At 35.8% G+C, this 24,675-nt stretch carries 20 protein-coding genes; 12 read left to right on the top strand and 8 right to left on the bottom strand.

Annotated elements, in window-relative coordinates; all coding sequences use genetic code 11:
- Positions 1 to 3: 3 nt before the first annotated feature.
- Both HNQ35_RS06285 and HNQ35_RS06280 read left to right on the top strand, forming a co-directional pair.
- Positions 4 to 1,200 carry an MFS transporter gene (locus tag HNQ35_RS06285; protein ID WP_146936430.1) on the top strand — a complete coding sequence of 399 codons (1,197 nt, stop codon included), beginning with the start codon at positions 4 to 6 and terminating at the stop codon, positions 1,198 to 1,200.
- A gap of 63 nt (positions 1,201 to 1,263) precedes the next feature.
- Positions 1,264 to 4,437: a DEAD/DEAH box helicase gene (locus HNQ35_RS06280; RefSeq protein ID WP_146936428.1), complete on the top strand. Its 3,174-nt coding sequence runs from the start codon at positions 1,264 to 1,266 to the stop codon at positions 4,435 to 4,437.
- 132 nt (positions 4,438 to 4,569) lie between these two features.
- On the opposite strand, the gene HNQ35_RS06275 is transcribed toward HNQ35_RS06280, so the two are convergent.
- The gene (locus HNQ35_RS06275; RefSeq protein ID WP_146936426.1) at positions 4,570 to 5,844 is read right to left on the bottom strand and encodes a hypothetical protein; all 1,275 of its coding nucleotides are present in this window, start codon (positions 5,842 to 5,844) and stop codon (positions 4,570 to 4,572) included.
- Between the two features lie 167 nt (positions 5,845 to 6,011).
- On the opposite strand from HNQ35_RS06275, the gene HNQ35_RS06270 reads away from it, so the two are divergent.
- The 5 genes from HNQ35_RS06270 (at position 6,012) to HNQ35_RS06250 (ending at position 10,594) form a co-directional block, all read left to right on the top strand.
- Entirely contained in the window at positions 6,012 to 6,233 is a 222-nt protein-coding gene (locus HNQ35_RS06270) for a hypothetical protein (protein WP_146936424.1), read from the top strand.
- Positions 6,234 to 6,310: 77 nt separating this feature from the next.
- Positions 6,311 to 7,297, top strand: a complete 987-nt coding sequence (locus HNQ35_RS06265) for a TAXI family TRAP transporter solute-binding subunit (RefSeq protein ID WP_146936422.1) — start codon at positions 6,311 to 6,313, stop codon at positions 7,295 to 7,297.
- An 80-nt stretch (positions 7,298 to 7,377) separates the two neighbouring features.
- Positions 7,378 to 7,896 carry a DUF1850 domain-containing protein gene (locus HNQ35_RS06260; RefSeq protein WP_146936420.1) on the top strand — a complete coding sequence of 173 codons (519 nt, stop codon included), beginning with the start codon at positions 7,378 to 7,380 and terminating at the stop codon, positions 7,894 to 7,896.
- Positions 7,889 to 9,895 carry a TRAP transporter permease gene (locus tag HNQ35_RS06255; RefSeq protein ID WP_146936418.1) on the top strand — a complete coding sequence of 669 codons (2,007 nt, stop codon included), beginning with the start codon at positions 7,889 to 7,891 and terminating at the stop codon, positions 9,893 to 9,895. The genes HNQ35_RS06260 and HNQ35_RS06255 overlap by 8 nt, the downstream gene beginning before the upstream one ends.
- 321 nt (positions 9,896 to 10,216) lie before the next feature.
- Positions 10,217 to 10,594 (top strand): RidA family protein, encoded by a 378-nt coding sequence (locus HNQ35_RS06250; protein ID WP_146936416.1) that lies wholly within the window; start codon positions 10,217 to 10,219, stop codon positions 10,592 to 10,594.
- 61 nt (positions 10,595 to 10,655) lie between these two features.
- Here HNQ35_RS06250 and HNQ35_RS06245 read toward each other — a convergent pair whose 3' ends face one another.
- The 7 genes from HNQ35_RS06245 to HNQ35_RS06215 form a co-directional block, all read right to left on the bottom strand.
- On the bottom strand, positions 10,656 to 10,901 hold the full coding sequence (locus HNQ35_RS06245; protein ID WP_146936413.1) for a YuzB family protein: 246 nt from the start codon (positions 10,899 to 10,901) through the stop codon (positions 10,656 to 10,658).
- Between the two features lie 138 nt (positions 10,902 to 11,039).
- Positions 11,040 to 12,032: an ABC transporter ATP-binding protein gene (locus tag HNQ35_RS06240; RefSeq protein WP_146936411.1), complete on the bottom strand. Its 993-nt coding sequence runs from the start codon at positions 12,030 to 12,032 to the stop codon at positions 11,040 to 11,042.
- The gene (locus tag HNQ35_RS06235; RefSeq protein ID WP_146936409.1) at positions 12,019 to 13,056 is read right to left on the bottom strand and encodes an ABC transporter ATP-binding protein; all 1,038 of its coding nucleotides are present in this window, start codon (positions 13,054 to 13,056) and stop codon (positions 12,019 to 12,021) included. The genes HNQ35_RS06240 and HNQ35_RS06235 overlap by 14 nt, the downstream gene beginning before the upstream one ends.
- Positions 13,057 to 13,071: 15 nt before the next feature.
- A complete protein-coding gene (locus HNQ35_RS06230; protein WP_146936407.1) occupies positions 13,072 to 13,995 on the bottom strand; it encodes an ABC transporter permease in 924 nt (307 codons plus the stop codon).
- Positions 13,995 to 14,930: an ABC transporter permease gene (locus HNQ35_RS06225; protein ID WP_146936405.1), complete on the bottom strand. Its 936-nt coding sequence runs from the start codon at positions 14,928 to 14,930 to the stop codon at positions 13,995 to 13,997. The genes HNQ35_RS06230 and HNQ35_RS06225 overlap by 1 nt, the downstream gene beginning before the upstream one ends.
- A 311-nt stretch (positions 14,931 to 15,241) precedes the next feature.
- Complete coding sequence (locus tag HNQ35_RS06220) at positions 15,242 to 16,897, bottom strand: peptide ABC transporter substrate-binding protein (RefSeq protein ID WP_146936403.1); 1,656 nt, start codon at positions 16,895 to 16,897, stop codon at positions 15,242 to 15,244.
- A gap of 342 nt (positions 16,898 to 17,239) precedes the next feature.
- Positions 17,240 to 18,430, bottom strand: coding sequence for an MFS transporter (locus HNQ35_RS06215; protein ID WP_146936446.1), 1,191 nt, complete (start codon positions 18,428 to 18,430; stop codon positions 17,240 to 17,242).
- Between the two features lie 269 nt (positions 18,431 to 18,699).
- Between HNQ35_RS06215 and HNQ35_RS06210 the strand changes: the two genes are divergently transcribed.
- From HNQ35_RS06210 to HNQ35_RS06190, 5 genes are all read left to right on the top strand, one after another.
- Positions 18,700 to 20,214: an MFS transporter gene (locus HNQ35_RS06210; RefSeq protein WP_146936401.1), complete on the top strand. Its 1,515-nt coding sequence runs from the start codon at positions 18,700 to 18,702 to the stop codon at positions 20,212 to 20,214.
- 465 nt (positions 20,215 to 20,679) lie between these two features.
- Positions 20,680 to 21,675 carry an ABC transporter ATP-binding protein gene (locus HNQ35_RS06205; protein ID WP_146936399.1) on the top strand — a complete coding sequence of 332 codons (996 nt, stop codon included), beginning with the start codon at positions 20,680 to 20,682 and terminating at the stop codon, positions 21,673 to 21,675.
- A gap of 15 nt (positions 21,676 to 21,690) precedes the next feature.
- Entirely contained in the window at positions 21,691 to 22,623 is a 933-nt protein-coding gene (locus HNQ35_RS06200; protein WP_146936397.1) for an ABC transporter ATP-binding protein, read from the top strand.
- A 6-nt stretch (positions 22,624 to 22,629) separates the two neighbouring features.
- Entirely contained in the window at positions 22,630 to 23,592 is a 963-nt protein-coding gene (gene opp4B, locus HNQ35_RS06195; RefSeq protein WP_146936395.1) for an oligopeptide ABC transporter permease, read from the top strand.
- A 51-nt stretch (positions 23,593 to 23,643) separates the two neighbouring features.
- A complete protein-coding gene (locus tag HNQ35_RS06190) occupies positions 23,644 to 24,543 on the top strand; it encodes an ABC transporter permease (RefSeq protein WP_146936444.1) in 900 nt (299 codons plus the stop codon).
- Positions 24,544 to 24,675 lie beyond the last annotated feature (132 nt).

Raw genomic sequence — 24,675 nt, 5'->3', positions numbered from 1 at the left:
CACATGAGTTTCTCGTCTAAAGCAGAATCTATTCCGGCGTCTGAAAAAATTTGGACGCGGGATTTTATTTTAATTTGTATCGCTAATTTTTTTGTCTTTATTGGATTTCAAATGACATTACCGACCATCCCCTTGTTCGTTAAAGAACTAGGTGGAAGTGATCAAATGATAGGTATTATTGTAGGTATTTTTACGTTTTCTTCTTTAGTTATTAGACCTTATGCAGGCCATGCCTTAGAAACAAAAGGGAGACGGTTTGTTTATTTATTTGGTTTAATGATTTTTACGATATCATTAGCCTCTTTCGCTTGGATTGCGAGTATAGCCTTATTAATCATCTTTCGTCTTATCCAAGGAGTTGGCTTTGGTTTTACTTCGACAGCGACAGGAACGATTGCTACCGATTTAATTCCACCTAAGAGACGTGGAGAAGGAATGGGATATTTCGGTTTGTCAGGCAATCTTGCCTTGGCTCTTGGACCATCACTCGGACTTACATTAGTAGGCGTTATTTCATTTAAACAATTATTTTTAATAACAGCGATAACAGGAGTGATTGCATTACTTCTCGCTACAAAAATTCGTTATAAAAAGGTGGAACCAGTAACAAGGGACACATCAAGCTCGTTTAAATTTGATGTTTTTGAAAAAACAGCGCTTAATCCATCTATTTTATTATTTTTTATTACGATTTCTTTTGGCGGGATTGCTTCTTTTCTTCCGCTTTACGCTGCACAGAAAGGCGTATCAGGAATTGAGGGTTATTTTCTAATGTATGCCTTATTCTTGATGCTTTCCCGAGTCGTTGCTGGAAGAATTTACGATTTGAAAGGTCATATTTACGTCTTTTTACCAGGGGCTATTCTTATTTTTATCGCTTTATTATTACTTTCCTGGTTACCGAATACATTGACATTGTTATTAGCCGCTATGATTTATGGGTTCGGCTTTGGTAGTGTTCAACCAGCACTTCAGGCGTGGGCAGTAGAAGAAGCTGCACCTAACCGTAAAGGAATGGCAAATGCGACGTTTTTCTCTTCCTTTGATTTAGGGGTAGGCGTAGGGGCAATTGTTTTCGGACAGATGGCCTATTTATTCAATTATCATGTGATTTACTTAGCGGCAGCTGGATCGGTTATGATTGCGATATTTTATTATATGATTATTTTATTTCTCACGTGGAAAAAAGCTAAAAATTAACGACCATCTATGTTACGCTTAAACATAGACATGAACAACCTTAAAAAGGGAGGTCCCTTTCGATTGAATAAAGTGGGCGACATAAATATTCGACAACTCTTTCCTTCCTATGTTTATAAACGTGGTTTAGATTATTACAATCATGACAGAGTTGAAAATTTATCCTTTGATATTAATTTCCATACATGGTCAGCTAATGTATGTGGGAAAAACGATGATTATTTCGTTGAGATTGACACAAGTCAAATTGAGAAAAATAAAATAAGCACACATTGTTCATGCCCTGCGTATGCAACGTATGGACCATGTAAACATGTGGCGGCTGTCTTACTAGCGATTCAAAATAAAGAGTCTTTATCAGATGTTAAGGAAATCCCATCTTTTCGCTATAAAGTGACAGAGGATTTTATGCGTTCTATATCAGCGACACAACAAACTGAAAGCCCAGTTGAGGTGCTACAAAATAAAGTGCCACTCCGTTTTGAATACTTTTTACATCGTAGGTATGATAAACGATTACTTTTAGAGCTGAAAGTGGGACCAGAGCGTACATTTGTAGTGAAAGATGTGAAAGACTTCTTTAAAGCGATTCTCAGTAATCAAAGCTATCCATTTACAAAAACATTTACATACTCTCCAGAGCAACATTATGTCCTAGAAAAGGATTTAAATATTGTAAAGATGATTCATCAGATGATTGAAAGTATGGAAATGTCACGAGACACTTATTACTATGAAACAAATGCGTTCGATAGAAAACGATATGTGACGATTTTACCTCTAATCGCCAAGCAATTATTGACATCTCTTAGCGAACGTGACTTTCGGTTGAAAAAGAACCATACTGTATTAGAGCGTATCGAAGTAAAAGATAGTCAACTTCCATTTGAATACCAATTAGTAAAAAATGACGCTGACCATCTAATATTACAACTTGAAGATACATCACAAATTGACTATTTACCAACGTATCATTTGTTAATGGAAGAAGGGAATTTATACTTCTTAAATGCTGAACAGCAACCCATTATTGAACAATTATTTAGTGTACAAGAAATGAAAGAGCTTCCTATTGCTAAGGAACAAGCCGATCAATTTATTTCGGAAGTCATCCCATCATTAAAAAGAGTAGGACATGTTCATGTATCAGAAGATGTGGCATCAGAGATCGTTCAATTTCCACTCGTTGCTAAACTTTATTTAGATATGCAGGACGGAATCATAACAGGTGATTTAACATATCATTATGGTTCAGAAGTAATAGATCCTTTTAATCCAAACGCAAAGGTTAAAGATGTCATTATTATTCGAGATGTTGAACGAGAACGAAAGATCATGGCATTAATTGAACATGTTAACTTTCATTTTAACGGAAAGTTTTTATATATTGAACCTGATGAGGAGACATTGTACGAATTTTTATATCATATGTTACCGATTCTTGATGATTATGTCGAATTGTTTCTAACGTCACATTTACGAAACATGATGTTTGAAGAGCGGGTAAGACCACATACATCGATTCGCATCGATTCTGAAACGAACTTATTAGAAATCGGTTTTGAAATGGACGGCATTGATGAAGAAGAAATCGACCATATATTAAAAGCAGTTATTGAGAAAAAACGTTATTATCGAATGCCTTCAGGGGAGATGCTTTCACTAGAAGGTGAAGAGATATCATCGATTAACCGTTTTTTTACTGATCTTAATTTAAAACATGCTGATATAAAAGCAGGTCGAATGACAATGCCCGCTTACCGTGGGATGCAAATTGATCAATTAATTGAAACAGAAAAATCATATGATACGTCTTTTAGGAAGTTATTACAACATCTTAAGGCGCCAGAAGAACAAGTGTATGAGTTACCAGATAACTTACAGGCAGAATTAAGAAACTACCAAATGACTGGTTATCAATGGTTTAAGTCACTCAGTGAATATCACTTCGGGGGTATATTAGCAGATGATATGGGATTAGGAAAGACATTACAAAGTATAGCCTATATCGCCTCAGAACCGAGCAAGTTACCGCATTTAATTGTTGTTCCGTCATCTGTCGTTTATAACTGGAAAAATGAGTTTGAGAAATTTGCCCCGACATTATCAACTATCGTGTTAACAGGAACACCAGAGGAGCGACATGAACGGATTGAAAAAGCAGATGAGATCGATGTATGGATTACATCTTATGCGACATTAAGACAAGATATTGCTTATTATCGTAAGCGAACGTTTCAAACGATGATTCTAGATGAAGCTCAATATATTAAAAACTATGCAACGAAAACATCTAAAGCAGTTCGCGAAGTTGTAGCTACTCGTAAATTTGCTTTAAGCGGTACACCGATTGAAAATTCTATTGATGAGTTATGGGCCATCTTTCAAGTCGTTTTACCGGGGCTTATGCCAAATCGTAAGACCTTCCGCCAACTAGATCACGATAAGATCATCACATTAACGAAACCATTTATTTTACGTCGATTAAAAGCAGATGTTTTAAAAGAACTACCTGAAAAAATCGAGTCTGTTTATGTATCAGAACTGACACGTGAACAGAAAGAATTGTATGTTGCCTATTTGAAACAATTACAACAGGAAACAGCGCAATCCTTTAAAAATAATAGTTTTCAAAAAAACCGTATGAAAATATTAGCTGGACTCACAAGATTACGCCAGTTATGTTGTCATCCAGCGCTTTTTATTGAGAATTATAAGGGGCAGTCTGGAAAGCTTATCCAATTGATGGAGACGATTCACCATGCTTTAGATAATGGCAAGCGTATGCTGATTTTCTCACAATTTACGAGTATGCATGAAATAATTGCTAAGTGTTTAGAACAGGAAGGTATTGAGTATTTCTATTTACATGGGGAAACACCATCTAAAGAGCGCGTTCATATGAGTGAACGCTTTAATCAAGGTGAGAGGGATGTTTTCCTTATCTCATTAAAAGCTGGTGGTACGGGCTTAAACTTAACAGGTGCAGATACCGTTATTTTATATGATTTATGGTGGAACCCTGCTGTCGAAGATCAAGCGACAGGACGAGCCCACCGTTTTGGCCAAAAAAATATCGTCCAAGTGATTCGTTTAATTGCAGAAGGCACCATTGAAGAAAAGATTTACGAATTGCAACAAAAAAAGCGTGAATTAATCGACCAAATCATTAAGCCAGGCGAGAAGATGTTGTCTAGTTTGAGCGAGGATGATATTCGGGAAATATTAAAGGTTTAATGGTCATGGAAATAACATATGCGACACGGTAAAATATAGCGAATAAAAGAGGAGTTCAGTTGAGAATATAACTGACTCCTTTTTTAATAGATTTATGTTCCATATATAAATTGTCAATCATATAAGTTTGAATCATTCTACTTTGTATAATTTTCTCGGTCTTCCTCGTGTATAAGGCTTTTCTTCACCAACAATTTTAATAACGTTTCCAGATAGCAACTTATTAATCGTTCGTTCTGCACTGCGCTTTGTCACTTGATAATAATCAGCTACATCATGTGAGGAGAATGGTTCATTATTTCTAAGTGTTATAAAATCAATAAAATGATAAGACGTTTCATTATTAAGCCTTGCTTTATGAATGAGTGCTTGATAGAGTTTCGCCGTATCGACATGTTTTTTAACTCCAATTGGTCCAATCGTTTCTTGTTGTTCATTAACTAAATAACAGCATGTTTTTGGCGATTGTTTACATGAATCAAGTGCTATTCTGGCGTGTGTTTCAGCTTGTTTAGCATTTAACCCTAAGCCAAATCCGATATCGATAGACATGGCTACATGTTGCTTTAAATCTTCGAGTAAAGGGAAATGACGGAAATGCCTTTTTATATATTGTAAAATGCCCTCTGTGCCAAACATCACATACTCGCTCTCGTTAATTCGTACGAGTGATGCATGTGTTTGCTTAGCGAAGTTCTCGAGAATCGTTTGCAAATTGTCATATGGTGTACGCTGTTTTGGAAGTGTTGATTTTTGCTTCACACGAAAATAACCAGCTACAATTTGTCCATTCGTTTGTTGATTGAGTTGCACTAAAGAAATACAACGGTCAATCGCTTCTATCATATTAATCATTGGAACAGGAATACGTTTGTTTGGAATATTAAGTTCATTTAAACGTTCCGCAACATCGTAAACCGTTGTCAAGACATAATCTATTTTTCCCTCATTCCATAGTTCTTGATGGAAAGATACGATTCGGTTGACATCAACAGGGGATGACTCGCCATAGTCGATGGAATAAATATCTTGCGATTGAATGTTTAAGTCTCTAAGTACTTTTTTTACTTGTAATCGGCTGACAGCATCGATTGACAGCCGTGTTAATGCTTTCCTACCTTCTTGTAACAAATGAAACAACGCTGTTAATAGCATGTATTCATCATAGGCAACAGTAACAGCTGGTAATCTTTTGTCTTTTACAATATGTTCGATGAATCGATATGGAAACGCTTCTGTAAATAAATACACGTCGTAGTGAATAACGTGATCAATCAAATTGGCTATGTCATTCACATAATGATACACAATAGGGACAATTTCAATGTGATCATTATCTTTCGCATACAATAATAATCGGTCGGTACTCTCCTTTCTACCAAAAGCAGCAATTTTAATCTTACCCATATCAATGACCTCCCTACGAACATAGCTCACCTTAATAAAACGTGCTAAACGAAGACCAATTATTTATAACTACTATAGTGAATTTTCGTAATATTGTCAAGAGCGATATAGGTTAAATTTTATAAAATAAATATGATTATTTCAATATAATGTAGGGGGTTAGTATGATGAGTCAATCCTTTTTGGTGGAAGCAAAACGAAGAGAAATTCGTGACTATCAATCGCTCTGGGCAGGACAAGGTGTTGGAGGAATAACAAAAGAGGAAACAGCAGCTTCAATTGTATACGATTTAATAGCGACTAATCTTATTGATTTTTTTCAAAAATTGTTTATAAACAGTAACATAACTTATTTTATAATCAGTTTAGTCTGTCAATTGGGAATGTAAGCGCTTGACATGAATAATAAACTTTATGTACACTATTTATACTTATATTTTTTGATAAGAATAAGGGGGAGTTATCATTGAAAAAGAGACATTTTCTCATTTCTATTGTGATGTTACTAGCAATGTCACTTTTTTTAGTGGCATGTGGTGAAGGGAAAACAGGTGGAGATGAGTCTGAAGGTGGTAAAAAAGACGAGAAATTTATGAACTTCTTAACAGGTGGAACGGGTGGAACATATTATCCACTTGGTGGTGCGATTGCTAAAGTCATTTCAGATGAAACGGATTATCAACCTGATGCTGTTTCATCAAACGCTTCCGCAGATAACGTGGTGGAATTATCAAAGGGAAATGCTCAATTAGCATTCGTTCAAACAGATGTTATGTCATATGCGGTTGAGGGGATTCATGCATTTGATGGTGAGCCAGTTGATAATGTTTTAGCATTGGGATCATTATATCCAGAAACCATTCAGATTGTGACAACACCAGAGTCAGGTATTAAATCTGTTGAAGATATGAAAGGGAAAAAAGTTTCTGTTGGAGCGCCTGGTTCAGGAACATATGTTAACGCAGAGCAAATTTTGGAAATTCACGGTATGACAATGGATGATATTAAAGCGCAAAACCTTAGCTTTGATGAGTCAACGAGCGGCATTCAAGATGGTACAATAGATGCAGCATTTATTACAGCAGGAACACCGACAGGCTCTGTTGAAGGTTTATCAGCAACAAATGAAGTATTAATTGTTCCAATTGCTAAGGATAAAGTAGATGAATTAGTTAAGAAATACCCATACTACGCACCAGAAACAATCCCAGCAGGAACATACGGTTTAGAAGAAGATGTTGAATCTGTTGCTGTTCTTGCAATGATTGCTGTTACAGAAAGCTTGTCAGAAGAAGCGGTTTATGAAATGACAAAAGCATTATATGAAAACACAGATAAAATTGCTCATGATCGTGGAGAGTCGATTACATTAGACACGGCCCTTGATGGAATTGGTATTGATTTGCATCCAGGAGCAGAAAAGTACTTTAAAGAAAAAGGCTTAATTGATTAATTTAAGTATATATTCTTAAATGATAGAAGGCCAGTTGCTAAAGCCACTGGCTTTCTTTTAATAGAACGTGGTGGTAAGACATGAAAAAGCGCATTTCTATTGTGCTTATAAGCATTATTTTGGTCATTAGTTTAATTCATATTCCATTTTCTAAGTCGCTTGTTTTTTATCAAGGACAGACAAAGAAATTGATTGCATATTTACCACTACAACAAGATGATACATTTCAAATTGTTTTTACGCATTCAATTCATTTGTCAGATGTTATTGAGAAATATCGAGTGACGACTGAAGATGACATTCAACAATTTGAAATCGTTTATGAAGCATATGGGATAGGGATGCCATCAAATGCTGAAGGTGAAGAAGAGTTTGTTTACGAAGATGGAAAATATCATATAAAAAATATGAAGCGTGTTTTCCCAAGTATTCATATAAGAAATGGTAAAACCGTATCAAAACACCGTCTTATTTGGGGAGAGAATAAAGAACGTCAAGTATTTTTTAACGATTATTTTTCACCTGGGGAATATTTAACGCTTCAAATTAAAAATCTATCATTATGGGAACGGTTGAAAGGAGTGAAGATCAGTGACTGATTCAGAAAATAATCAAAAACTTTCAGAAAAAGAACAAGAGGAATTACTAGAAAAATATGATGCTGAATCAAGAACACGTCAATTATCAGGAATCACTGCGGGAATCATTTTTGCTATCTTATTAGGATTCTCATTATTCCAGTTATATACAGGTGCATTTGGACAATTAACAGCTTATTTACAACGTACCATTCATTTAGGATTTGCGCTTGTATTGATATTTTTATTATATCCAGCACGTAAGTCCGCGCCCAAAAGAAAGGTTACCTGGTATGATTATGTGCTCGCCCTTTTAGCAATTATTGTAACAGGTTATTGGCCAGTCTATTATGAAACACTTGTCCAACAATTTGGTGGCATTACAGAAGCACAAATGATCATCGGTGGTTTGGCCATCTTGCTCGTTTTAGAAGCGACTAGGCGTGCAGTTGGATTACCCATTATGATCATCGCGATTGCCTTTTTGCTTTATGCCTATTTCGGACCATATATGCCTGCAGCTATTGCACATGGTGGTTTGAATTTAGAGCAATTAATTCATGCCATGTACTTTACAACAGAAGGTATTTTAGGGACGCCATTACAAGTATCATCCACTTATATTTTCTTATTCCTCCTTTTTGGAGCGTTTCTCGTGCAAACAGGTGTAGGAAATTATTTTAATGATCTAGCTATATCAATTGCTGGACGACGCACTGGTGGACCAGCTAAAGTTGCTATTTTTTCAAGTGCATTACAAGGGACAATTTCAGGAAGTTCTGTTGCGAACACTGTTACAACAGGATCATATACGATTCCACTTATGAAAAGACTTGGATATAAGAAGAATTTCGCCGGTGCTGTTGAAGCGGCTTCATCGACCGGTGGACAAATAATGCCACCGATTATGGGGGCAGCAGCGTTTTTAATGATAGAATTTGCTGGAGTTGGCTATTGGGAAATTGCAAAAGCGGCTCTTATACCGGCTCTATTATATTTCTCAGGTATTTGGATTATGACACATCTTGAAGCGAAAAAGCTTGGATTATTAGGGCTTCCGGAAGAGGAAATCCCACCTAAAAAAGACGTATTAAAAAAAATACACCTATTAATCCCGATATTAGCAATTATTTGGTTTCTATATCGAGGGTTCAGTATTGAAAGAACAGCTTTATATGGTATTTTAGCAACGATAATCGTAAGTTTGTTTTTAAAAGAAACACGCATTACACCGAAAAAATTTATTCTAGCTTTAACATCTGGAGCACGAACAGCTCTTGGAGTGGCAGCAGCAACAGCTTCCGCTGGTATTATTGTCGGAGTTGTAACAAAAACAGGGCTTGGCCTAAAATTAGGAAACAGTTTAGTCGGCTTAGCCGAATCGGTTACACAATCACCACAAGCTCTGCTATTACTAACGTTGTTCTTTACGATGATTGCTTCATTAATTTTAGGAATGGGCTCACCAACTACAGCTAATTATATTATTACATCAACGATTGCTCTACCAGCTATTCTCGCATTAAATGATCAGTTTGAATTTGCAATCCCGATTTTAGCAGCACATATGTTTGTTTTTTACTTCGGTATTGTAGCTGATATTACACCACCTGTTGCTTTAGCAGCTTTTGCAGCGACTGGTATTTCTGGTGGAGAGCCTATTCGAACGGGCCTAAATGCATCGAAATTAGCGATTGCGGCTTATATTATTCCGTATATGTTTGTCTTACAACCTCAATTATTAATGATTGATACGACATTTTTAGAAGTACTGTGGATCATTATTACAGCTATTATCGGTATGATTGCAATTGGATCTGGTTTAATTGGTTATTGGTATCGTAAGTTACATTGGATAGAAAGAATTATTTCAGCATTGGTCGGTCTCATGTTGATTTATCCAGAAACAGTAACTGATTTTATCGGTATAGGCGCTTTTGTAGTGATGCTCATATTACAGTTTGTTATTAAAAAAGACCAACATGAAAATCAAAATGAGAAACAGTCCTTACAGGCTTGAGGTTTAAGAAAAAGTAGGGATAATAAGAACTTTTTCCTATCGCACAATTTTAATTAAGTTATCCCCAATCTGTTGATAACTTAGGCATTAAATGACTTTCCTGTGTAAAACTCATCCTTACTTATCCACAAGTGGTGGATAAGTAGGAGGATAACTCTATATTTTGTATATGAATAATAAAAATTCTAGATATAGTAGTATGATAGTGAAATATATTAAGAGAACTTGTGAATAACATCAAAAAAGAATTTTGTTCGTCATTGTTCGATAGAATATGAAAATGATATAATGAATGTATCTATTGAGTAGGAGGGAATGTCAATGATGAAAGAAATTCATTCACAAGATGCACCTGCTGCTATTGGTCCATATTCACAAGCGATTCAAGCAGGAGATTTTATTTTTGTATCAGGACAATTAGGTGTTGATCCTAAAACGGGAGAAGTTGTATCTGGTATTGAGGCTCAAACGAAACAAGTTTTAGAAAACCTAAAGTCAATCTTAAAAGAGGCAAATACAGATTTTACAAAAGCTGTTAAGTTCACTATTTATTTATCTTCTATGGATGATTTTGCAACGGTCAATGAAATATATGGTCATTATTTAGAGGAACCATATCCAGCAAGAGTAACCGTTGAAGTAAGCCGTTTACCGAAAGATGTATTAGTAGAAATGGATGTCATTGTTTATCATAAATAGAGTAAATACGACAGATTATTTCCACGGAAATAATCTGTCGAAATAACAAAAAAGAACGCGCTTATTCATATTTAGCAAGTTCTTTTTTTATTTCTTGTTTTATTTTTACTAAACATTGTTCAGGTGTGTCAGCAAAGATACGTTTATTATTAACGATAGCATATGGTCTCACACGACATAATCCACAAAACGATAAACAGTCATGGATGAGTACGGCAACTTCAGGGAATTCTTCTTCAAGAATCGTTTCAACATCTAATGACATCATTGCATTTCCATTGCATACTTCGACAATAACAATTCCCACACATATCACTTACTTTCTATTGTCTATCAAGTGAAAGTTAATTTAACATAAATAAACCTGAAAATCAATATGTTAGCTTAAAAGGAAAAAAGGTTATCCTAAAAGCTATGATGACTTTATTTAGGACAACCAACTGCTTCAAGATAATTTATTATTTTTACCATCATATAAATGACATGCTACCCAATGATCTTTTTTATATTCTTTAAACTGTGGCTCAACTTTACGACATATATCCATTGCTAATGGACATCTCGTTCTAAAACGGCAACCACTTGGTGGATTTACTGGGCTAGGCAAGTCACCTTCTAAAATAATTCGCTCCCTTGTTCTTTCTACTTTAGGATCTGGTAACGGAATGGCGCTTAATAATGCTTTTGTATATGGATGCAATGGCTCCTTATATAATGTATCACTTGGAGCTATTTCAGCCATTTTACCTAAATACATGACACCGACACGATCACTAATATGTTTAACCATTGATAAATCATGAGCGATAAATAAATAGGTGAGTCCGTGTTCTTTTTGTAAACGTTTTAATAAGTTGACAACTTGTGCTTGAATGGAAACATCTAAAGCAGAAATGGGTTCATCAGCTACGATAAAATCAGGATTTACAGCGAGAGCCCGGGCAATCCCAATCCGTTGACGCTGACCACCACTAAATTCATGTGGATAGCGATTGCCATGCTCACTATTTAAACCGACTGTTTCTAATAATGCATTGACACGTTTTATTCTTTCCTTATTATTTTTTGTCAGTTGATGAATGTCCATACCTTCAGCAATAATGTCTTTTACAGTCATTCTAGGATTAAGAGAAGCATATGGATCTTGGAAAATCATTTGCATACTTTGATTGAATTTTTTTAACCTTTTTTTAGATTTAATAGCATGAACGTCTTCTCCACGAAATTTCACTTCACCATCTGTTGCTTCGTATAAGCGTAAAATTGTTCTCCCGACAGTCGATTTACCACAACCTGATTCACCGACAAGCCCAAACGTTTCACCTTTATATATATCAAAAGTGACTCCATCAACGGCTTTTAAAATGTCTTGACGATTTAGTTTAAAATGTTTTTTTAAATTGTTCACCTCGAGTAATTTTTCCTTAGAATGAGTCATGAACTTTTGTCCCTCCTACGACCGCAGTTTCTGGTATATCAACTTTAGGAGCGCGTTCATCTAAAAGCCAGCAAGCGGTTTTTTGTGTATCAGATAACTTCGTATACTCTGGCATATGATCTTTACATACCTTCATGGCATATGGACATCTTGCTACAAAAGGACATCCTTTTGGTGGGTTTGCCAAATCTGGTGGTGAACCAGGAATAGCTTGGAGCTCTTCATCTTTATTTTGATCTAGTTTTGGCATGGAACCGAGTAAGCCCCACGTATATGGATGTCGTGGATTGTAAAATATTTCATCGACAGTGCCTGTTTCAACGACTTTTCCACCATACATCACTGCTACACGATGAGCAATATTAGCTACAACTCCGAGATCGTGTGTAATCATGATGATAGCTGTTCCAGTTTTCTGTTGTAAATCACGCATTAAGTCAAGAATCTGTGCTTGAATCGTCACATCAAGTGCTGTTGTTGGTTCATCAGCGATGAGTATTTTTGGATTACAAGCAAGTGCGATTGCAATCATGGCACGTTGTCGCATACCACCAGAATATTGATGCGGATATTGGTTGATTCGAACATCTGGATTTGGAATTCCGACAAGCTTGAGTAATTCAACCCCACGTTGATGAGCAGCCTTTTTGGACATGTTTTGATGTTTGATAAGACTTTCTGCAATTTGTTTCCCAATGGTCATTGTTGGATTTAATGAAGTCATCGGATCTTGGAAAATCATACTGATCTCTTTGCCTCGAATATTTTCCATTTGCTTTTCGGATTTTTGAGTCAAATCTTCTCCATTAAAAATAATGGAACCGCCGACAAACTTTCCAGGTGGCATCGGTATTAATTGCATGATAGATTGAGCAGTCACACTTTTTCCTGATCCAGATTCACCAACAATTGCCAAAGTTTCCTTTTCATTAAGATGAAACGTAACCCCTCTGACAGCTTTAACTTCTGCATTATATGTGTCAAACGATATGGAAAGATCGTTAACTTCTAATATTTTTTTCATTTTGCATCTCTCCCATTATTTCCGTTCTTTTGGATCTAGTGCATCCCTTAATCCATCACCGACAATATTAAATGCCAGCATTGTTAAACAGATAAAAAACGCTGGAAAGAATAACTGGTATGGATAATATTGAAATGACGCTAACGCATCTGAAGACATTGTCCCCCAGCTTGCTTTTGGAGCGGGTACACCTAAGCCGAGATAACTTAAAAATGCTTCAGTGAAAATAGCGGATGGAATAGTTAAGGTAAGTGTGACGATAATAGGCCCCATCGTATTTGGCACTAAATGTTTAAATAATAAACGAGCATTGCTTGCCCCAAGAGATTTGGCTGCCATGACATATTCTTCAGAACGTAATTGCATCACTTGCCCACGCACGATTCGCGCCATATTTATCCATCCTGTAATCGTCATGGCAATAATTAATGTCCACAACCCTTGCGGCATAATTACCATCAGTAAGATAACCACTAATAGATATGGGACACTATAAAGGACATCAGCAATTCGCATCATATATTCATCAATTTTTCCACCGAAAAAGCCGGCGACAGCACCCCATATGACACCAATAACGAGGTCAATAAGTGAAGCCATAAGACCGATAAACAAAGAAATTTTTGCACCATACCATGTTCGAGCGAAAATATCTCGTCCAAGATTGTCAGTTCCAAACCAATGTTCAGAAGAAGGGGGCTTGTTAGCATTCATCAAATCGTTATCACGATAATTTTGACCCGAAATAGATTCACCAAAAAGAGCCATAAAGGCTAATAAGATAATAATAATCACGCCTGCTAAAGCAAGTTTGTTTTTGCGAAAACGTCGCCAAGCGTCTTTCCAATATGATGTACTTTGACCGGATATTTTTTCTGTTTCTTTTTGATCAATTTGGATAGATTCAAAATCGGAGTCACGTAACTGTACTTGAGACATTATTTTCCAGCCTCCTTCGATGTTACTTTAATTCGTGGATCTATGAGACCATAAATGAGATCAACGACTAAAATAGATACTAATAAAAGAACGCTAAAGAAGACGGTGGTCCCCATAATAACTGTATAATCCCTGTTAGTTACACTGACGACAAATTCATTACCTAAGCCAGGAATACCGAATATTTTTTCAATGACGAAGCTCCCAGTTAGTACGGATACGACTAAAGGTCCTAAATATGAAACGACTGGAAGCATGGCGTTTCTCAAAGCATGCCTATATGTGACGACACGCTCACTTAGTCCTTTAGATTTAGCTGTTTTAATATAGTCAGCACTCATTACTTCTAACATACTTGAGCGCATCAGTCGGGCGATAAATGCAAGTGGTGTCGTAGCTAATGCGATAGCTGGAAGTATTGTATGTGCAAATGATTCAAATCTAGCAATCGGTAATGCTTGTAATTTAATAGCAAAAATATATTGCAAGATTGTAGCCATAATAAAGCTTGGTACCGATATACCTAAGACGGCGATAACCATCGCGGTATAATCAGCAAATTTATTATGACGTATAGCAGCAATGACACCGAGTAATACTCCAAATGCCAATGCAATTAGGATGGCTTCTGCTCCTAATATTAATGAATAAGGTAAACTTCTCTTAATAATATCTGTGACTTCTTGTCCGTCATATTTGAATGATGGTCCAAAATCAAACTTGGCTGCTTTAATTAAATAATCGATATATTGTTTGTGTATTGGATCGTTTAACCCATATGCTTCCATCATTTGTTTCTCAATGGCCGGTGATGTTTTTCTCTCAGATGTGAATGGTCCACCCGGAGCAATCTTCATTAAAATAAACGTAATCGTAATAATAATGAATAAAGAAACAACAATTGATCCTAATTTTTTTAATAGATATCTAGCCAAGTGTAACACCTCCATACACAGTTCAAAATGAATGAACCTTTATATCAAGCGATTGTTCTACTTTTTTACATCGTTTATAAAGCATGTCTACAAAAAGAAAAAGAGGAATGATATTCATCACTCCTTTATTTCTATTAATCTTGTATACATGAAATAGAAATAAATATCTAATTGTTCATTTATTCTTCAAGGAGATGATGGTCTGAGTTGTATATTATATTTTCTATTTCATGTTGCTATCTTTTTGTAAGTCGTCAATTAGAAAATACAAGGTATATAGATTTCTATATACCTTGTCATTTATTTTTAATTTATTCTTCCGCAATGTAACCCCATTTGTATTGAACGACGCCAAGTGGTGACACTTCTACATCTTTAACGTAGTCTTTTTTAGTCCAAACGTTTGTATAGAAGTAAATAGGAGCGATTGGTAATTCTTCCATAAAGATATCTTCTGCTTCATGTAATAATTCTTCACGTGCATCGAGATCTGTTTCAGTACGTGATTTCTTAAGTAATTCTTGGAATTCAGCATTTTCCCAATTTGTATAGTTGTTACCACCAACAGTTTCAAAAATCTCTAAGAAGTTAATCGCATCGTTAAAGTCTGCAATCCATCCCATACGTCCAATTTGGAAGTTACCTGCTCCCATAGAATCGAGGTATACTGCCCACTCTTCATTGTTTAGCTCAACTTCTACACCGAGGTTTTCTTTCCACATATCTTGAACAGCCTGGGCAATCGCACCATGTGCTTCACTTGTGTTATACGACAGCTTTACTTTTGGTAAGCTATCTAAACCAAGCTCTTCTAGTCCTTTTTCCAGATACTTCTTCGCTTCTTCAACATCGTTATCATTGAAATAGCCTTGTTCGTTTTTAGAGAAAATAGCAGGTGGTACTAATGCCATAGCAGGTTGTTGTTCACCTTGAGTAATGTTATCAATAATGCCTTGACGGTTTATAGATAATGCAAATGCTTTACGGATATTAACATTATTGAAAGGTTCTTCTTCTACATTAAATGCGTAATAATAAATACCTGATTGCGGTGCAATATTCAGAACACCTTCAGATTTATATGCTGGAATAGCAGCTAATGGAACGGAATCTGTTGGTGATCCGAGCCAATCTAATTCTCCACTATCAAACATTTGTTTAGCTGTGTTTTCATCATCAATCATATACATATTAATTGTTTCGAAATTAACCGTATCTGCATCCCAGTAATCTCCATTTTTCTTAAGGACAATTTGATCTTTATGTTTCCATGACTCTAACAAGAAAGGCCCATTCGTTACATAATCTTCTGATGCTTCTAAAGCCCATTTGTCATTGCCATCAACGACTTTGTGATTCACTGGAAAATACGTGTAGAATGCTGTTAATTCTAAAAAGTACGCTGTTGGCTGCTCTAGTTCTACAACTAATGTGTGATCATCCTCGACTGTGATACCAACATCATCTAACGATCCACCATTTTCTTTAGCATCTTGAGCTCCCTTTATAGGATAGAGCTGATATGCATAGTCTGTATCAGCATTGTTAGGATCAAGTACCCATTTCCAGGCATATTCAAAATCATGCGCTGTTACAGGGTCTCCATTAGACCATTTAGCATCCTCGCGAATTTTAAACGTATAGGTCAATTTATCATCTGATACCTCATAACTCTCCGCCATAGCTTCTTCAACTTCATTATCTTGGTTTACACGCATTAACCCTTCAAAAACCTGATTTAGGACAGCTCCAGACGTTGTATCTGTAGCAAGTCCAGGGTGCAGTGAAGGTGGCTCTTCGCGGATATTCACATTAAGTGTCTGATCCTCTGCTAGTTGACTACTTCCCCCATCTTTTGAGGTACCTTCGCTTTTGGATTTCCCCTCGTCATCACCACCACATGCTGTTAAAAAAATCCCCACTGTTAAAACGAAAGCTAGTAATAACGATAATTTTCTCCATTTCATACTGATGACCCTCCCGTTTTTTTATTGTCATTTTTTCGACAAACTGAAATATATTTCAATTTATCGTTGTGACTATTATACAACAAAAATAATTTTTTTACAGCAAAAATTCACTAAATTTATAAGAATGAGAAGTGATGGTGGAATCAAATTAGTTCGTCTAATACACTTACTAAAATGGTTTTCAACTTCAATAAATGAAAAATATAATTACCGTCTATTTATTATGTCTTAAGACCATTTATATGCCTATCAGATAAGGGAATATACATAAAAAAACGTCTATATATCAACCCTTTGATATATAGACGCTTTTATACATGATGCATATCATTTTATATTTTAAGAACTCCAAGAATGAGACTTGCTATCTGTGTATTCATATTTATACCAAACCATCAATGTGAGCACGCCGCCAAGAATGAGTATGCCACTAGTCACAAAAAACACAGCCTCAAATCCGAAGAAACCAGATAGCATACCACCAAGAGCAGGTCCTGCCATATTTCCGAAGAAACGCAGGCTCGTGTTGTATCCAAGCACCTCGCCTTGCATCGCCACTGGTGCTTCCTGTCTAATATAGGCTATTCTAAGAGGTACGATACCACCTAAAGAAATACCGAGTAAAAATCTTAAAATAATTAACTGCCAAACATTCGTGACAAATGCACCAGGTAAATAAACAAGCCCAGAAATAAATAAAAGAATAATTAATATTTTCATATAACCGATTCGATCACCGAGCTTTCCCCATCGTCGACTCATAAACAAATTACCAAGACCAGCTGCTGAGAATGTCATCCCAGCAAATAGAGCGATATGTTTTAAACCATTCAATTCAGCTACATAAAGTGGCAGAATGGGTTGGATACTAAAGTGTGCAATCTGAACGACTGCAGACATTAACATGACAATAAGGAGTACTGGGTGTCTTATAATATGCAATATAACTTCTTTAGAAGAATAGGATGTTTTTTCTTTATTACTTACTTTCAACTGCATTTCTTTAATGCCGAAAGCTACAATGATTGCTGATAATAACAAGGCTAGAGCAGTCCATTTAAATGTTAATGCAAAGCCGAATGAATCAGCAAAAATACCACCAACCATTGGTCCTAATAAAGCACCAGTTATACTACCTGTTTGTAGTGTACCGAGTATTCGTCCGGCAATTTCCTGTGGCGTCTGAACCGCAATCAATGCTTGTGACATCGATACGAATCCAGTAAACACACCCATTATAAATCTTAAAATAAATAGTTGCCAAACGTTTGTGGCATATCCCATAAGAAAAACAGATAGGCTCATGCCAAGTGCAAAGAGAACAAGAATTGCCTTTCTTCCGTGTTTATCGCCAAATCTTCCCCAAATTGGTGAAAAGATAAAGGCAGTCACAAATGTAATCCCAAATATCCATCCCGACCAATTTTGTACATAACTTGTAGAAAAGTCTCCAAGAGAATGAACATACAAAGAGATAAACGGAAGAACCATAGTCATACTGCCTGAAACGAAGAAGTTAGCAATCCACATGATGACCAAGTTACGCTTAACATCTCGTATTGGATAATTAATAAATATACACACTTCTTTCCATAATATTTCGTTGTTCTAAATATCTATTATAGAGTATAAGGATAGAAAATAAAATGATATGCTTACTATTCGTAGAAGTAATCATTTGGTTAAATGAATGGCAAGCGTTAGAATGGATATGTTAGTAAAGAAGTCCATCCAAAAAATAACAAGTGGATTTTAACTATATAATAGGAAGAAAGTCGATTAAGACAGGAGTGTAAATAATGGAAGAACAGGAAAAGATACATACATCACATGTATGGGCGATTGTACTATTTACGATTGCCGTTTTTATGTCAGGATTGGATAATGGAATTATTAGCACCGCATTAACGACGATTAGTGATTCCTTCCATGTATCTCCATCATGGGGAACATGGTCTGTAACGATATACACATTCGGGATTGCCATTAGTGTTCCTATTATTGGGAAATTATCGGATCAGTATGGAAGGAAACGATTGTTTATAGTTGAAATTACATTATTTGGTATTGGATCTTTATTAGTTGCGTTAAGCCCGACTTTTTCTTTCTTATTGGTGTCGCGTTTTATTCAAGCGATTGGTGGTGGTGGTATTTTTGTTATTGGAAGCTCCTATATTCTCGCCACCTTACCTAAAGATAAACAAGGAAAAGTACTAGGTATCTTTGGCGGGATGCACGGTCTTTCAGCTGTTATTGGCCCCAATTTAGGCGCATTTATTTTACAGATAACTGGTAAATGGGAATGGATGTTTTTAATTAATATTCCAATCGTTATTTTCCTCATCATCTTTGGATATGTAAAAATAGAAGAAACCAAGGTGACACATGCAGGAAAATTAGATATTATCGGATCACTTATTCTCGGTGCGAGTATATTAGCGGTTATGTTTGGTTTAACGAATATTGAAAATGAATTAAGTGTCTGGCCATATCTTGTTATCGGGATCCTTCTGTTTTTATTACTCATTCGTTACGAAAGAAATATTGAGCAAAAAGGTCAGGAACCGATTATTCCGACATCACTTCTTAAAAGCAAATTATTTCGCATCACGTTATTTATTGGATTTATGTCAGGCGGTTTTTTAGCTGGTATTATATTTATACCTGCATACGTACAACAAGTATTACAAGTTCCGGTTGAGCAGGCTGGTTATTGGTTAACACCAATGGCACTAGCTTCAGGAATAGGTGCGGGATTAGGCGGTATACTAACTGATAAAATAGGTGCTCGCAAAACGCTCATCTTAGCAGGGGTAATAGGGCTATTCGGATTTATTTCATTTCCTATTTGGGTCAATGGATTTATCTCATATTTAGTAGCCAGTGTGTTCGCTGGAACAGGATTAGGATTTTTACTTGGAGCACCTTTAAATGTATTAATAGGAGAAAGTGCAGGAAAAGCTCATAAAGGAACAGCGATCGGAACGTTATCTCTCGTTCGTCAAATCGGGCTCACTATATTTCCAATATTATATGGTGGATTTTTAACGAAGGCTTACATCCAATTAGAACATGTATTAGAGACGAATTACTCTGGGAAGCTTAAGCTCGTTGGTACAGAAAATTATTCTATGTTGATTGAACAAGTTGAACGTTTAACAGATGCAAATTTGAGATCAAAAATATTAGCGACAATTTCAAATATATTAGAGTTAGGTTTTTCGATGATGTTTATCATTGCTGCTTTTTTAGCTTTTATTACAATTATAATCGGTATTTATTTAACTCAAAAAAAGCATTATAATGTCGTTTAATATAGATGAATAAAATAATCACTCATAATAAAAACTATCTAATTTTTGACTGAAATAAACTAAATTAGATAGTTTTTTTCTTGCATAATAGTTATAAATGTCGTTAAATAGATAAGGAATGCGCTTTCAGAAAGGCCCAAATTTGTTTAACTAAAATAGTCCATCCTATTTTTTTTGGAGTACTTTTAAGTTTTAATTATTAAAGAATCAAAAAATTAAAAACAAAACCTTTTATCTATTTGTAATATAAATTTAAAAAAGTAGTGCTTTTTTTTATGAAACATAGTATAATGGACAACATAACATTTATTTAGGTTAAATTGACAGAATATTTAACATGATAAAAATAAAAGATAGTGATAGATGATAATTGTAGTGCTTTATTTAAATAAAGTATTTAGTTTGAATTATTTGTAGATTTGAAAAATAGCGGTTTTTGTCAGTAATCAGAGGAGGATCTGGAAAATGAGTCAAGCATTGCTGAAAATAAAAAATTTAAAAACATCGTTTCGCATAAAAGACGATTATTATGCAGCAGTTGATGACGTTTCTTTAACTGTTAATAAAAATGAAGTGCTTGCTATCGTTGGTGAGTCTGGCTGCGGAAAAAGTGCGTTAGCCTTCTCTATTATGGGTTTACATAATAGGGCAAAAATAGAAGGAAATATTCTTTTTAAAGGTAAAGACCTTGCCAATGCTTCGCCTACAGAGTGGAGTAAAATTCGCGGTAAAGAAATGGGAATGATTTTCCAAGATCCACTAACGGCATTAAATCCGTTAATGATTATTGGTGATCAAATAGGTGAAGCGATATATCTTCATAATAAAAATATATCCAAAGAACAGAGAAAACTTAAAGTGATTGATTTACTAGAAAAAGTTGGTATTCCACATCCGGAAAGGGTTTATGACCAGTTTCCACATGAACTATCAGGTGGAATGAGACAAAGAGTTGTAATTGCGACAGCTATTGCTAACCAGCCAGAGCTCTTGATTGCTGATGAGCCGACAACAGCTCTAGATGTGACCATTCAATCACAAATCCTTGATTTAATGAAACAATTAAAAGAAGACATGGATGCAGGGATTATTATGATTACACACGACCTTGGTGTGGTTGCAGAAATGGCAGATCGTGTTGCTGTTATGTATGCTGGCCAAATTGTTGAAATAGCAGATGTATATACATTGTTTGAAAATCCACAACACCCATATACGAGATCATTATTAAATTCGGTGCCAAATAATAAAGAGGCATCTTCGAAATTGCACGTTATTCAGGGGATTGTTCCTTCATTGCAATTTTTACCTCGAAAAGGATGTCGATTCAGTGCACGTATACCGTGGATTGATGTATCGGCACATGAAGAAAATCCACAATTGCATGAGATTGAACCGGGACATTTCGTACGCTGCTCATGCTATAAACATTTTCACTTCCCTGAAGAAGAAGTGCAATAAGGAGGAAATATCGAGATGTCAATTTTGAAAGTAAAAGATTTAAAGGTGCATTTTCCTATAAAAGGTGGCATATTCGGAAGAACCGTTGACTATGTGAAAGCAGTAGACGGTGTATCATTTTCCATTGAAAAAGGGATGACATATGGTCTCGTAGGTGAATCTGGTTCAGGGAAAACGACAACAGGTCGCGCTATAATCGGTTTGAACAAAATTACTTCAGGAAACGTATTATTTGAAGGAAAAGACATTACTTCTTATAGAAGAGCGAAGGCAGATTATTATAAAGATGTACAAATGATTTTCCAAGATCCTTATTCATCACTTAATCCTAGAAAGCGTGTATTAGACATTGTAGCGGAACCGTTACGAAACTTTGAGAAATTATCACGTCAAGAGGAGAAAAAAAGAGTTCAAGAGCTATTGGAATTAGTCGGATTAAGCCCAGAGAGCATTTTGAAATATCCACACCAATTCTCAGGAGGTCAGAGACAGCGGATTGGGATTGCTCGTGCCATTGCCTTGAAACCAAAATTAATAATCGCTGATGAACCTGTATCTGCTTTAGATGTATCTGTACAAGCACAAGTTCTTAACTTTATGCAAGATATTCAAAAAGAACTTGATTTAACGTATTTGTTTATTAGCCATGATTTAGGTGTCATTCGTCATATGTGTAATCGGATTGGAATTATGTATAAAGGACGTTATGTCGAAGAAGGCACGACAGAGGATATCTTTAATAACCCACAACATATATATACGAAACGCCTTGTAGCTGCTATTCCAGATATTGACCCTAATAAACGGAAAGAACATGCTAAATTTAGGCAAGAGGTCCAAAGAGAGTATGAGCAATCATTTAATGACTACTTTGATGAAAATGGCTTAGCATATGATTTACAATCCATCTCTGATACACATTTAGTAGCTTTGCCTAAGAAAGGTTGATAGTTTATGTGGAAATTTACGGTACGTCGAATATTAATAATGATTCCGCAAATTATTTTATTAAGTGTACTCATTTTTATCATGGCAAAGATGATGCCGGGAGATGCACTATCAGGACTCATTGATCCAAATATTGATCCAGAAACGATTGCGGAACAACGGGAGAAGCTTGGGTTAAATGACCCGTGGCATATTCAATATGCTAACTGGGTAAAAGATTTATTTCAGGGCGATTTAGGTATGTCCTTTCGCTATAAGATGCCAGTGACAGAACTTATTGGTCAACGCTTAGCCAATACTGTCTGGTTGTCTTTATTAACACTTGTCTTAATATATGCGATATCGATACCTTTAGGTTTAATTAGTGGTCGCTATAATGATACATGGCTAGATCGCGTTATTACGGGATACACATATATCGGCTTTGCAACACCATTATTTATATTCGCTCTTGTCATGTTATGGTTTTTCGGTTTTACATTAGGATGGTTCCCAACAGGCGGAAGTGTCCAGCCAGGGGTGGAATCAGGAACGTTTGAATATGTTATGAACCGGATCTATCATATGCTTTTACCTGCCTTATCTATGGCGCTTATTACGACAGTTAGTACGGTTCAATATTTACGTAATGAAATCATTGATACGAAACAGAAGGATTTTATTTTAACTGCAAGAGCCAAAGGGGCTTCGGAATCTCGGATATATAACCGTCATATTTTACGCAACTCTCTCTTACCAATTGCTGCTTTCTTCGGTTATGAGATTACGGGACTAATTGGCGGAACTGTGTTCGTTGAAAGTATTTTCAGTTATCCAGGAATGGGACAACTATTTTTAGAATCAATTGTACAACGTGATTATAGTGTAGCAACTTCGCTTACATTATTATTCGGTATAGCAACAATTTTAGGAGCTTTATTATCAGACATTATTTTAAGCTTGGTGGACCCACGCATCCGAATTAAATAGAACGAAAGTGAATAAGGTAGGTGAACATAAATGAAAAAAGATGATACAACAATGGTAGAAACAGTAGAACAACCAGAACAAATAAATAGTGAGAGTCCAACCGGTTTAAAGATATTGTGGCGTGAAATTGTCCGTGATAAAGTCGCTCTTATATCACTCATTTTTATCGTTTTAATTACGACGATTGTATTTGGGGTATCGTTAATCTTAGATCAAGATCAAATTGTAAAAGTAGATTTATTATCGATTCATCAACCACCTTCAGATGAATTTATACTCGGAACAGATTATGGTGGTCGTGATGTATTCGGTCAATTGATTATCGGAACAAGGAATTCCCTTGCAATTGGCTTCTTAGTAACGCTGATGACAGGCGTGTTTGGAATAATTTATGGCTTAACAGCAGGATATTTTGGCGGTCATGTAGACAATATATTAATGCGTATCCTTGATTTTATGATGGTCTTACCATTTTTAATGATCGTTATCGTATTCGTTGCATTAGTTCCTAAATACAGTGTTTGGACATTCTCATTAATTATGACTGCTTTCTTGTGGATGGGTATTGCAAGGCTCATTCGTTCGAAAACATTGGCGGAAAAAGAACTCGATTATGTACAAGCATCGAAAACACTCGGTTCATCCAATTTAAAAATTATGTTTACACAAGTTTTACCGAATTTAAGTTCAATTATTATTGTGAATATGACATTAAATTTAGCTGCTAATATTGGTTTGGAATCTGGACTTTCTTTCTTAGGCTTTGGTTTCCCAGAAAGCACTCCGAGCTTAGGAACTTTACTAAGTTATGCGACAAACCCACAAACATTGCAATATAGATGGTGGATTTGGGTACCTGCAGCACTCTTAATTTTACTGTTAATGTTAAGTGTTAATAATGTTGGACAAGCATTAAAGCGCGCAACAGATGCAAGACAGCGAAGAGGTTAAACACCTAAGAGGGCCAAATTTGGCCTTCGCTTTTGCCAATTAAATTCTGAATATGAGCTGATTTTTGAATGTTGCACGGTTTTTTACAAGTGTTTCATCGATGAATGCAGTTCCATTCGCTGCAGGAGATCT

This window comes from Cerasibacillus quisquiliarum (assembly GCF_014202495.1).
Classification (GTDB): domain Bacteria; phylum Bacillota; class Bacilli; order Bacillales; family Amphibacillaceae; genus Cerasibacillus; species Cerasibacillus quisquiliarum.
This window is presented reverse-complemented; position numbering and strand designations above follow the sequence as displayed.

Coding starts and splice junctions, on each gene's coding strand:
- HNQ35_RS06285 (WP_146936430.1), top strand. CDS start 4: ATGAGTTTCTCGTCTAAAGCAGAATCTATTCCGGCGTCTGAAAAAATT.
- HNQ35_RS06275 (WP_146936426.1), bottom strand. CDS start 5,844: ATGGGTAAGATTAAAATTGCTGCTTTTGGTAGAAAGGAGAGTACCGAC.
- HNQ35_RS06270 (WP_146936424.1), top strand. CDS start 6,012: ATGAGTCAATCCTTTTTGGTGGAAGCAAAACGAAGAGAAATTCGTGAC.
- HNQ35_RS06260 (WP_146936420.1), top strand. CDS start 7,378: ATGAAAAAGCGCATTTCTATTGTGCTTATAAGCATTATTTTGGTCATT.
- HNQ35_RS06250 (WP_146936416.1), top strand. CDS start 10,217: ATGATGAAAGAAATTCATTCACAAGATGCACCTGCTGCTATTGGTCCA.
- HNQ35_RS06240 (WP_146936411.1), bottom strand. CDS start 12,032: ATGACTCATTCTAAGGAAAAATTACTCGAGGTGAACAATTTAAAAAAA.
- HNQ35_RS06235 (WP_146936409.1), bottom strand. CDS start 13,056: ATGAAAAAAATATTAGAAGTTAACGATCTTTCCATATCGTTTGACACA.
- HNQ35_RS06230 (WP_146936407.1), bottom strand. CDS start 13,995: ATGTCTCAAGTACAGTTACGTGACTCCGATTTTGAATCTATCCAAATT.
- HNQ35_RS06220 (WP_146936403.1), bottom strand. CDS start 16,897: ATGAAATGGAGAAAATTATCGTTATTACTAGCTTTCGTTTTAACAGTG.
- HNQ35_RS06215 (WP_146936446.1), bottom strand. CDS start 18,430: ATGTGGATTGCTAACTTCTTCGTTTCAGGCAGTATGACTATGGTTCTT.
- HNQ35_RS06210 (WP_146936401.1), top strand. CDS start 18,700: ATGGAAGAACAGGAAAAGATACATACATCACATGTATGGGCGATTGTA.
- HNQ35_RS06205 (WP_146936399.1), top strand. CDS start 20,680: ATGAGTCAAGCATTGCTGAAAATAAAAAATTTAAAAACATCGTTTCGC.
- HNQ35_RS06200 (WP_146936397.1), top strand. CDS start 21,691: ATGTCAATTTTGAAAGTAAAAGATTTAAAGGTGCATTTTCCTATAAAA.
- opp4B (WP_146936395.1), top strand. CDS start 22,630: ATGTGGAAATTTACGGTACGTCGAATATTAATAATGATTCCGCAAATT.
- HNQ35_RS06190 (WP_146936444.1), top strand. CDS start 23,644: ATGGTAGAAACAGTAGAACAACCAGAACAAATAAATAGTGAGAGTCCA.